The organism is Paraburkholderia sp. SIMBA_054 (genome assembly GCF_046534875.1).
Taxonomy (GTDB): domain Bacteria; phylum Pseudomonadota; class Gammaproteobacteria; order Burkholderiales; family Burkholderiaceae; genus Paraburkholderia; species Paraburkholderia hospita.
The window spans coordinates 1-11,440 of record NZ_JAWRXV010000122.1; the positions used below are offsets into that span (position 1 = coordinate 1).

Genomic DNA, 11,440 nt, shown 5'->3' on the forward strand with positions numbered 1-11,440 from the left:
ACAGGGGTGCCGTCACTACCGTTGCGCGTAAACGTCAGATCGGCGCGCGGTACACCGATTTATGCAACAACGCCCATTTGCAGTGACAGTTTGGCTCCAGGATTTACAACGATCCGTTTGACCTGAAATCGATCACCGTTGTCGATTGAATCGTAGTGCCCCCAAGGACGATAGATTTTCCGATGATTGACGGCCAGTGCGTTACGCTCGGTTCGCACTCGATCGACAACCTTCTTCACATCCTGTACAGAGGATCTGTCCGCAACGAGCACTGCGTCGTCCGTTTCCACGACAATAAGGTCACGCGTGCCCACGCACGCAACGAACCGTCGTTCCGAATGTACAAAAGTCGACGATGCGCCTTCAAACAGGACTGCGCCGCCCTGGCTTACGTTGTCGTTTTCATCCTTTGGCATGATTTTCCAGAGGGAATCCCATGAGCCCAGATCAGACCATCCGGCTAATACCGGAACGACAACGCCGCTGCAGACCGAATCATTGCTTCCCAACTTCTCCATAATCGCGTAGTCGATCGAATCCGACGGGGACAATTTGAATGCTTCGTAGTCTAATCGTACAAACGATCCATCAGAAACGCTTCGCTTATATGCAGTACTACAAGCGGTATAGATCTCTGGTTGGCACTGTTGCACAGCCTTGATCCATACCGATGCGCGCACAATAAAGATCCCACTGTTCCACAAGTATTGGTTCGACTCAACGTACTGCTTCGCAACGTCCAGCACAGGCTTTTCTACGAACCCATCTAGCCAGCGAGCGCTCGTCACGTCGTCGTCCGTCAGCGCATCACCGAGTCGGATATATCCATAGCCAGTTTCCGGAGATGTAGGCACGACGCCAAGCGTAACAAGATGGCCCTTCGCTGCATGCACGACGCCCACATCGACGGCAGCCTGGAAGCCTCCAATATCACGAAACGCGTGATCCGCCGGCATCACAATCATGATGCCGTCTCCTTCTGATTCGATGATCGCAAGCGCTGCAACAGTTAGCGCAGGTGCGGTATTCCGTGCCACCGGTTCAAGCATCAGTTTGTATTGCCTTCCGCTCGCCCGTAGTTGCTCCGCAGTGGTAAAACGATGCTCCTCGTTACACACGACAATCAGTCGGGGAGCAACCCGATAGCTGGATTCAAGTCCGTCCAGGCGACGTGTTGTTGACTGGAGTAATGAATCGTCTCCGATCAGGGCGATCAATTGCTTCGGGCATTGTTCGCGAGACACCGGCCATAGTCGAGTGCCTGATCCACCAGCAAGAATTACAGAATGGACTTGGAGCGACGTGTCAGATGGTCCGTTATTCTCCAATGCTTGCTGATCGATCGGTAATTCGAATGATTCGGCCATGAGATAATCCCTAAATGTAAAAATCGCGTGTAGTTATTGTTCTACGCAAACGTTCAAGTATTTTTGTCGAGGTGTCGTGTTAGATCATGATCTATTGAGCGACAACAGTTGCATGAGGCCCTATCAGGTCGTTGTCTTGTGCATTGGTCGTCAACGAGCATTGAGCGTTTAGCCGCCACGTTCGCAAGGATCCGCTCTACGCCTTCGACATACGCCTGCGTCCCAAACTTCCGCACAGCGGTCTGATACCCATGCGCAACAAGCCGGTCGCGCAGCGCCTGATCCGACCGCAATTCAGCAAGTGTATCGGCCAGCACATGCGCATCGCATGGCGTACACATCACCCCATTCACGCCATCATCAATGATCTCAACCACACCACCAGCACGTGCCGCCACGACCGGCCGCCGCGCCAACATCCCCTCAACAATCACGCGACCAAAAGGCTCCGGCGTAATCGACGTATGCGCAACAACATCGACCGCACACATGCACGCAGCCACATCATCCTGAAACCCAAGAAAATGCACCCGCCCTTCAAGCCCATTCGATGCAACAAACTCACGTAACCGTGCCTCGTAGGCATCTTCACCAAACAGCGGCGCGCCCACCAGAACCGCATGCATCTGCGGATTCAGCACCATCGCCTCGAGCAACACATGCTGCCCCTTCCACTGCGCAAGACGACTGAACGAGCCGACAAGAAACGCCTCCTGCGGCAGCTTCAGCCGCGCACGCAGCACGCTTTGCGGCGTATCCCGCAATGCACTGAACGGCGCAGCAGAAATCCCGTTAAACACCACATCAATGCGCTTGTCGCCAAAACTGGTCAGCTCGGCAAACGCACGCGCCGAAGCCGCCGAATTGGCAATCACATGCGCCAGACCCAATTTCGCACACCATTTGATGATCGCAAGCTGCCGGCTGCCGAAATGCTCGGGGCTAACGATATCGCGCAGATGCCAGACCACAGGACGCCCCGCGAACCGCCCCGCAATCGCACCAATCACCATCGCCCGCTGCGTGTTCGCATAGATCACATCGCTCTGCCGAGCCCGCGCGACGGTCGCGCGAACCAGCGATGCAACGCCCTTCACCGCCCTGGCGATGGGCGGCGTGCCGCCCTGCTTGCGGATGTCGCGCGTTGCGTCGGGATCGAGCACATCGACGGCCACGCCTTCGCGATGCAGAGCCATGCGAAACGGTCCGTCATCAAACAGCACGACCTGCACGCGCGCCTTGAGCGCCTTCACAACTTCCAGCAGCGACAGCTCGGCGCCACCCATCACGCCGCTCTGATCAATCGCAAGCACGCGCAAGGCGCTTGATCCCGGCTTCTGTTCGCTAACCTTCGCGGGCGGTTCATCCACAGGCAGCGTCGCCCCCTGCAACGCGGGCACCGTTTCGCGCACGAAGCCAAAGAAGCGCTTACGGAAATGCCGGATCGAAAAACGCTCGGCATTCGCGCGGCAATCGACGGGCCTAAAGCGCGTGGGATCGTCAGCGAAATCCTCGATCGCGCCAATGATCGAATCCGTCGTCTGCTCGTTGAAGAAAATCCCCGTCGGATGCGACTCGTACTGGTCGCGCACGGTTTCGAGCGCCCCGCCCTTGCCGTATGCAATCACGGGCGTGCCGCATGCCTGCGCTTCCACCACCGAAATGCCGAAGTCCTCTTCCGCTGCGAACACGAACGCCTTCGCGCGTCGCATGTGATCGCGCAACACATTGAACGGCTGATAGCCCATGATCTGCACGTTCGGCGTCGCCTTCGCGCGCACTTTCTGCATGTCGGGGCCGTCGCCGATCACGACCAGCTTGCGCTCCGGCATCCGCGCAAACGCCTCGACGATCAGATCGATCTTCTTGTACGGCACCATGCGCGAGGCCGTCAGATAGAAGTCGTCCTTCTCTTCGCACAGCGAGAACGACTCGACGTCGACGGGCGGAAAAATCACCTCGGAGTCGCGCTGATAAACCTTGTGGATGCGCCGCGAGATGAACTCGGAGTTCGCGACGAACGCATCGACGGAATTCGACGTGCGGATATCCCAGTTGCGCATGTAGTGCAGGATCATCCGCGCCACCGCGGACTTTGGCCCGCTCGTCAGCTTCGACTGCTGCAGATACTGATGCTGCAGATCCCACGCGTAACGGATGGGCGAATGCACATAGCTGATGTGCACCTGGTCCGGGCCCGTCAGCACGCCCTTCGCGACGGCATGACTGCTAGAGATCACGACGTCGTACGCGGAGACGTCGAGTTGTTCGATCGCGAGCGGCATCAGCGGCAGATAGCTGCGGTACTTCGTGCGCGCCTTCGGCAGGTTCTGGATGAAGGAGGTCGTCACCGACTTGCCGCGCAGGAACGTGCGGTCGTCGAGGAAATCGACGAGGCTGAAGATATCCGCCTCCGGAAAGCACGCGACAATCTGTTCGAGCACGCGTTCGGCGCCCGCATAGGTGACGAGCCAGTCGTGAATGATGGCGACACGCACGGGCCCGACGCTGCGCGCGCCACGCCGTTTCGCGGGCGGTTTTGCAACGGGCGTGGTCGTGATGAGATCGCGGCCCGCATCGCGCGTCACAGGCGTGGGACGCAGGAGGTCTTCTTCAACGATATCGTGGTTCATGCGCTATTCCTCGGATTGAGTCGCAACTTCAGACGCACAAGCAGCGAACGCGCAAGATCGCGCAATGCAGGGGTCATCGTGAGCGACCACGCGACGTTCGCGCTCACGATGAGCGCGCCCGCAGCAATGGCCATCGGCAGGCTAGACAGCAAGGTGGCAAGCCACAACGTGCCCGCCAGAAAAGAAAGATGCGCGAGCATGTCGAGCACGATCGGACGCGCGTGAATGGCCGACAGTTTCAGCAGCGCGACGTAATCGAACAGTCCGCGCGCGGCCACGACGACGGCCGCGCCCGTCAGCCCGAAATGCGCAATGCCGAACCACAGCACGCCCGCGAAGAAAGGCAGCTCAAAGAGGCCGAGGCGCGCGGCTGTCGCAGGATGCACCTGCGACTGAATGAGAATGCGCGCGAGGTTCGCCTGGCCGACGAGCCATACCGAGATGATCAGGATGCGTCCCACCGGGCCGCCCGCGTCCGCGACTTCGCTCCCAACCCAGGCATGCAGGAACGGTTCGAGCACGATGATCGCAACCATCGCAATCGGCGTGAACACGCCGTTCAGGAATTCGAGCGACTGCCGCATGATGACGTCGGCGTCGTCCCGGCCCACGGCCGAGAGCCGCGGAAATAGCGTGCGCGCCATTGCGTTCGGCAAAATGTTTAATCGTGTGACAACGTTCTGCGGCACCGTGTAATACGTGACGAAACGCGCGCCGAGACTCGTGCCGAGCATCACGCGGTCGAGCGACTCGGCGACCATGCCCGTAATGCTCGCGATCAGCATCCAGCCGCCGAGATTGAAAAGTTCCTTTGCAATGGTCAACTGCGGTAATTGAATGCGCCCGATGCCGAGCACGATCAGCGCTGAGCGTCCAAGCAGAATAGCCAAGATGATGCGCGCGACCACAGCCGCCGCGAGCACGTTCTGCAGCGTCGGTCCCATCATCCATGCGGCGGCGAGCGGCAGCAGCTGGAACAGGAATGTGCCGAGCGTCTGGTTCGTGTTGTAGATGCCGAAGCGTTCCGCGCCGTTGATCGCGCCCGCGAACACCCACGACACGTTGGCGAGCGGAATCGCTACCGCGAGCCACGGCAACGCCATATAGACCTCGTGCTGCAGTTCGGGCGACACCTTCGAGAAGTAAGCGGTATAGAGCGCCGCGCCGAAGTAGATGACGAGCCCGCCGACGATGCCCGTCGCCAGGTTCAGCCACGTCGCGCTCCAGAACACCTGCTCGCACGCCTGTTCATCGTTCGATGCACGCGCCTTCGAGATGTGGTTCTGCGCGGCCATGCTCATGCCGAGGTCGAGAATGCTGAAGTAGCCGATCAACGTCCAGACGAGGCTGATCACGCCGTAGCGTTCGACGCCCAGCAGCCTGATGTACGACGGCACCGTGACGAGCGATACAAACGTCGGCAACACCAGTCCGATCAGGTTGATCACTACGTTTCTGAGGATGCCTTTATCCATCGGATGCCTTTCTGGTCAGTCATAGTTTGGATAGCGTGTGGGTGGAGAAGCGTCGTGTTTATGTCTTTGATGTTGGTTTCCAGCGGAACATCAGCACCTTGCCGCGCGCGTATTCTTCGAAGGCGACCGTGTCAGCCGGAGCGGCAATTCGTCTTTCAGACGCTGGCCGTTTGCATTCAGGAGCGCGACTTTCGGCTTGTCGCCGAGCGCGTCCGTCAGCACCCATAGCGTGCCGTCGCCCGCGCGCGCGATGCGGCACGGTGCAGGCACGCCCCATTGCGCCTTGCGCTGCATCGATTCGGTGTCGTACACCTCGACGCGGTTCTGCGACGTGTTCGACGCGTAGAGCGTCGTATCGCTCGCAGGGAGCCCGTTGATGTCGCCGCGCGTGCCCGTGGGCACGTCGTTGACCATCGCGAATGCGGCGGCCGCCTTCGCATGCGGGTCGATGCTGCTCACGGCGGCCTGGAACGCGGCGACGCGCTTCGTATCGCCAATCTCGCGCCGCGAAATGCCGTACCACTGACAGCCCTTGTCCGGCCACACGCCCTGACCGGTGAGATGCCCCTTTTCGTTGCCAACGCCGACAGCCACGTTCGCATAGCGTTTGTTGATTGCGATCGGGTTGCCGCCGCTGTTACCCCAGCCGTGCGTGCCGCCCGCGAAGCCCAGCATCTTGCCGTTCTGATAGGCGCTCGCTTCCGCGCCGCTCTCGTCCCACGGCGCGTTCGTATAGACCTTGCCGTCGGGCGATACAGCAAGCGCCGTGATGTTGATATGCATCCACGCGCCGTCGCCGAAGCCGGAGGTATTGCCGATCCATGACGCCTGCACGTTCAGCGCGGGTTCGGCGAGCGCATGCACGAAAGCTGCGCTGCAAAGTAGCGCGCATGTCACGACTTGCTGCAACGGTGTCATGCGCTCGTCCTCGATGCTTCGCGTGTCGCATGCAACGCGGCGTCGGGCTGTTGGCCACGCGTCGCGCTGCCATGAATCAGGCGGCGCTCGAAGCCGAACCACGATGCGCTCGCATAGACCAGCGTGATCGCGAGCGCGAGCGCGGCCGTCACGTAGCGGTTGTAATGCAGCGGCCAGAGCGCGTAGAGGACGGTCAGATGGATCAGGTAGATCGTGTAGCTGATCGTGCCGATATAGACGAGCACTGGATTGCACAGCACACGCTTGACGATGCCCTTGCTCTGCAGCGCGATCACGACGACCGACGTGCACAGCAACAGTGACACGCTATACAGCCCCGCATTCGACAGCGGCGTATTGGCCGCACGAAAACGCGGATAGTGCAGATGCAGCCACGCGAGCACGGCCAGTGCGACGCACACGCCGAGGACGGCCAGCAGCCTGAACGGAGCGAGCGCGTTCGCATCGCGCCGCACGGCGACGGCGAGCAGCGCGCCTGCCGCGAGCAGATCCATGCGGAACGGCGTCAGGTAGTAGATCGGCCAGAACGAATCGAACCACGGCGTCGCGACGGCGCGCAGCACGGGAATGAGCACGATCAGCGCGCCCGCGACATAGCCGAGCGCGCGCTCGGGCACGAGCAGGATCACGAACGGCCAGACAATATAGAACTGCTCTTCGACGGCGAGCGACCACAGCACGTTCAGGCTGTCATGGCCGCTCTGGTTCAGCGCATCGCCGATATTCGTCGCGAAGAACGCATACCACTCCCAGTGCTGCGCCCAGCCGAAGCCGAACAGCACTGACGACACCACCATCAGCAGCAGATACGGCGGCAAGATGCGGCGCGCGCGGCGTGCATAGAAGTAGCTGAAATACGACTGCTGGCGCGCCTTGCGATCCAGCAGGATGCCCGTGATCAGAAAACCGCTCAGCACGAAGAACAGGTCGACGCCCATCCACAGCGGCGCCTTCAGCGCGTGCTGCGCGAACACCGCGAGCACGGCGATCGCACGCAAGCCGTCGAGCTGGACGATGCGTCGGTGATGAGAAGGCGTAGCGGGCAGGGTGCTGGCTGTCATGAGCGTCCGTGTATGCGCCTGATGCGGCAGTCAATGGGCCACGCACGGTATCGCGAGGCGATCACCATCAGATGATGGCGCGTGCGTTTGCTCTCGGGTGGAAGCGTTCATAACGATCAGGCGTCTGCCAGAGCTTCGTGATAAACAGACGCAACCCGGGCTGCAATCACAGGACTATCGAAATTGGCCCGCGCATACGCGCGGCAAGCATCCGAATCCGGCAGCCTGATCGCTCCATCCAGCGCCTTGCTCAAGCCGTCGGCGATCGCATCCGCGCCCGTCGAAGGCAGCACGAGATCCTGCGACAGCCCCGCCACCGCTTCCGGCAGACCGCCCACGGGCGTCACCAGCACGGGCGTTCCCGACGCCAGCGATTCGACGGTGATCAACCCGAACCCTTCGAGCGCCACGGTCGGCACGACGCTGATTGTGGCCGCGCGATAGAGCGCCGCCAGACGCTCGTCCGGCACGAAGCCGAGCAGCTTCACGTTGTCGCCGAGACCGGCATCGTCGATGCGCTGCTGCAACTCTTGTTGCAAGCGCCCCTTCCCTGCGATCAGCAGCAGCACATCCGGATTGCGGCGTTTTACGACCTTCACCGCATCGATCAGATCTTCGAGACCCATGCGCCGCACGAGACGCCGCACGGCCAGCACGATCGGCCGGCCCAGCGGCAGTTGCAGCCGCAGCCGCGCTTCGTTTTGCGTCAACGGCAGATTGAACTGGTCGACGTTCACGCAGCCCGGCACGACGCGCACGCGGTCGGCGGGAATCCCGTAGCGCGACGTCAGAATGCGGCCGAACGCATCGGACAGCGCGATCAGCCGCGACGAACGCGCATACACCGTCTGCTCCAGATAACGCTTTGCGCGCTGACCGAGCGAGTCCGCGCCTTCGACATGACTCTCGTCGGCCCACGGTCCGTGAAAATGCGACACCTGCGGAATGCCGCGCATCGCGTCGAGGCCCGGAAACGTGTACAGCGCGAAGTGCGACGAGATCACGTCGGGACGCTGCTCACGAATCTCGCGGCACAGCGCGCGGCGCGCGGCCATCAGACGCAGCGGCAGCGATTGCGCCGCGGAACCGAAGCCCTGGATCGCGCCGTTGGTATCCTGCGCGACGCGCTCCGAGCCCGCGACGACGCCGCGCACTTCGACGCCTGCGCCGGGCAGCGCGCCGATCAGCGAGCAATACATGCGGTCGAGACCGCCCGCGCGCTCGGGAAACCAGTGCATGCCGATCTGCAGCGACTTGATGCATGAGAACGAAATCTTGCGCATTTTTGTTGCTATTTAAGTGTCAATATTTTTATATAGGATAACCAATCATCCGAAATTTTCTTGCACAAATTCATATCCACACACATAGACCTCAGTCTGATCGCACCAAACTGGCAAAGCAGTATCTGGTTGACGAACGGAACAACTTGCTCGGTACAGTGCAAAAACCGCTCATGAAATTGGCCCATCGCAACTTCGTTTCCAACGTACCGCGGAGAGAATGGAAAACATACTTCCAAAAAACAGCAGACCACCAGTGCTCACTAGCGAGTTGGTAAACATGAGCATCGATACGATTGCCAGAGATATCGAAAAATTCGCAGTCGCAAAACTGTCACATCGCACCTGAGAAGAATTGAGTAACGCACGCATCAAAATCCAGATCAGTCCAGACACATATAGCAACGTTCCGGGCCATCCGAGCACGAATGGGATATTCATAACGCCGCTGTCGAAATTTCCGTATTGACCAAGACGCGTATCTACGCTAGATAGCTTCGTCGATGTGCCTGTCGCCCCCATACCCTCGCCAGCAATATTCGTGAACGCGATATTTGCAAACTTTGCGTAGAACTGGTTACGAACCATGTAACTCTGGTCATCGCCCAAGTGGATCATGGTTTGCAATCTGATTTGCATCCGCTCGGCGATCGGGCCGACCATGAGCACCGGTATCGCAAGGATGACCAAACCCGTGCCACTCGCTACGACGTGCAACCTTACCCTGCTACTTGATTTCGCGACCTGAATAAGCAGCGCGATCATCCAACCACCCCACGCAGAGCGGACAAGACTCAGACCGAAAGAAAGAAAACCAAATGCACTCGCAATCCAGCGTATCCGTTGACCGGCGGCCGCTACGTAGACCATTGCTCCCAACATCACAAATGCAAACGGACCAGACGAGTTCATCGTGCTGAATACACGAACACCGAACGGAACGGGGTCGCCCTGAGAGTTCATCTGTGCATTCGTCATCCAAAGGATATCCCAAGGCGGCATGAAGAAAAATTGCACTGCACCGTACGCACCTGTCACCAACATTCCCCAAATGAATGCGCTGACGATCACGTCTTTGCACTCGCGGTATAGGCGCCAGTGCGTCATGATGTGAAAACCGATCAGGATCGGATAGACCCAGTTCGCGAGATCGTACAAGGCAGCAAGCAGTCCATTGGAGACGATCCCAACAAGAAATGCATAGGCGATGCCCGCGAGCATTAACAAAACAGGCAGGCCTCGTCGTTGCGCGAGAACCGAGGAAAAGCGGATCAGCGACAGACCGCTGATCATGCTGACCGCGAGCGGGGCAATCTGAACCGGACTAGCCGATGTATACGTACCATTCGACCAATCGGCAAAACGCCGCACTTCCGGGCTCAAGAACCACAGCCACCACATGTAGCCGACGTACTTCGCGGGCGCCTTGAAGTACAGCCAGAAACCGACGGCGATCGACAGCACCGGGAACGCGAGCGTAAGCACCGTGCCCTGATGCCCGACGATCAGCATCGCCGTGACGAGCCACAGCAACGCGGGCGGCAGCCACCCGCTCTTCTGGCGCTTGTCGCTCTTGACGGCGCGCATGGCGCTGTCGATCCCGGCTCGTGCAATCGACGACATCGCTTACATCCCTCCCCGGCTCTGCGACGGCACGCGCGCGTTTCCACCGGCGTTCGCCTTCTGCGCGGAATGCGCGTGCTGCGCTTGCCGGCGCAGCAGATCGCGCGTGAGCTTCACGTGCTGCTGCGCGTAGTGCTGCGTCGTGTGATCGCGCGACACCAGTTCCATCGACGCCGCCTGCGCCTGTTGCAGCGCTTCGTCCGGCGATGCGATGAGGCCGAGCAGCGCCTCGCGCAGCGCGTCGGCGTCCAACGGCGGCACATACGCTGCTGCGCGCGCCGAAAAGTAATCCTCCAGCCCGCCGACATTGGTCACGACTATCGGCTTGCCTACGGCCGCCGCCTCCAGCATTACCGTGATACCGGATGCATGCGTGTTAGGACGCAGCGGCACGACGACCACGTCGGCCCAGTCGTACAGTTCGCGCTGCTTCTTCAGGCCCGCTGTGGGCGCGACCTGCACGTTCAGCGAGCGCAGCGCACGCGGAATGCGCCGGCGCGTCGCGAGACGCACCGCAAAGCGCGGATCGTCGCCGATGGCCTTGATCAGCGTTTCCCAGTCGCGGTCGCGATCGTTGCCGATGGCGGCGATGCGCAGTGGCGTGTTCGGTTGCCACGCCTTTGGCGGCTGCACGGGAAAATCGCACGTATTCAGCCCGTAGAAAAGCTGCGTCGCGTCGCGGCCAAAGTACTCGCGGCACAACTCGGCGTTGTCACGCGCAAGCGTCGTAAGAAGATCGGCACGCCCGATCAGCTTGTGATAAAACCAGCGGCGAAGAACGCCATAGTTCGGCCACTTGTCGATCAGCCAAACGCTTTGCGCGAGCAATAGCGGTTGCGTCTCGCGCTTGCCGTTCATCAGCAGCATCAACGCGGCCGATAGCCATTCCTGCTCGGTGTGCGTCCAGATCACGCCCGAGCGCAGCATCTCGTCGCGATTGCGCAGCGTATGGATCAGGTCGAAGCCGAGCAGTGTCTTCAGCGCGGCGTTGTTGCATAAATCGGGTTTGAAGACAAAGGCGGTCGTGTGATCTTGAATTCAGGCAATGCGAGCGGATTG

General features: G+C 60.2%; 6 protein-coding genes and 2 pseudogenes. All 8 read right to left on the reverse strand.

The genetic code is table 11. The features are described from left to right. Positions 1-59: 59 nt before the first annotated feature. Positions 60-1,367: a mannose-1-phosphate guanylyltransferase/mannose-6-phosphate isomerase gene (locus SB822_RS53605; protein WP_410858647.1), complete on the reverse strand. Its 1,308-nt coding sequence runs from the start codon at positions 1,365-1,367 to the stop codon at positions 60-62. A gap of 53 nt (positions 1,368-1,420) precedes the next feature. Next, positions 1,421-4,000, reverse strand: a complete 2,580-nt coding sequence (locus tag SB822_RS53610) for a glycosyltransferase family 4 protein (RefSeq protein WP_410858648.1) — start codon at positions 3,998-4,000, stop codon at positions 1,421-1,423. Beyond that, positions 3,997-5,475 carry a flippase gene (locus SB822_RS53615; RefSeq protein ID WP_410858649.1) on the reverse strand — a complete coding sequence of 493 codons (1,479 nt, stop codon included), beginning with the start codon at positions 5,473-5,475 and terminating at the stop codon, positions 3,997-3,999. The genes SB822_RS53610 and SB822_RS53615 overlap by 4 nt, the downstream gene beginning before the upstream one ends. An 88-nt stretch (positions 5,476-5,563) precedes the next feature. Further along, positions 5,564-6,393: pseudogene (locus SB822_RS53620) on the reverse strand (hypothetical protein); the annotation flags it as partial. Next, on the reverse strand, positions 6,390-7,475 hold the full coding sequence (locus tag SB822_RS53625; RefSeq protein WP_114222764.1) for an acyltransferase family protein: 1,086 nt from the start codon (positions 7,473-7,475) through the stop codon (positions 6,390-6,392). The pseudogene SB822_RS53620 and the gene SB822_RS53625, both read right to left, overlap by 4 nt. 116 nt (positions 7,476-7,591) lie before the next feature. Continuing rightward, complete coding sequence (locus tag SB822_RS53630; protein ID WP_410858651.1) at positions 7,592-8,749, reverse strand: glycosyltransferase family 4 protein; 1,158 nt, start codon at positions 8,747-8,749, stop codon at positions 7,592-7,594. Positions 8,750-8,929: 180 nt separating this feature from the next. Next, the gene (locus tag SB822_RS53635; RefSeq protein ID WP_410858650.1) at positions 8,930-10,381 is read right to left on the reverse strand and encodes a glucose-6-phosphate isomerase; all 1,452 of its coding nucleotides are present in this window, start codon (positions 10,379-10,381) and stop codon (positions 8,930-8,932) included. 3 nt (positions 10,382-10,384) lie between these two features. Beyond that, a pseudogene (locus tag SB822_RS53640) lies at positions 10,385-11,368 on the reverse strand (glycosyltransferase family 4 protein); the annotation flags it as partial. Positions 11,369-11,440: the final 72 nt, after the last annotated feature.

Excerpts from the sequence above, each read along its gene's own strand:
- SB822_RS53605 (WP_410858647.1), bottom strand. The coding sequence starts at position 1,367 with ATGGCCGAATCATTCGAATTACCGATCGATCAGCAAGCATTGGAGAAT.
- SB822_RS53610 (WP_410858648.1), bottom strand. The coding sequence starts at position 4,000 with ATGAACCACGATATCGTTGAAGAAGACCTCCTGCGTCCCACGCCTGTG.
- SB822_RS53615 (WP_410858649.1), bottom strand. The coding sequence starts at position 5,475 with ATGGATAAAGGCATCCTCAGAAACGTAGTGATCAACCTGATCGGACTG.
- SB822_RS53625 (WP_114222764.1), bottom strand. The coding sequence starts at position 7,475 with ATGACAGCCAGCACCCTGCCCGCTACGCCTTCTCATCACCGACGCATC.
- SB822_RS53635 (WP_410858650.1), bottom strand. The coding sequence starts at position 10,381 with ATGTCGTCGATTGCACGAGCCGGGATCGACAGCGCCATGCGCGCCGTC.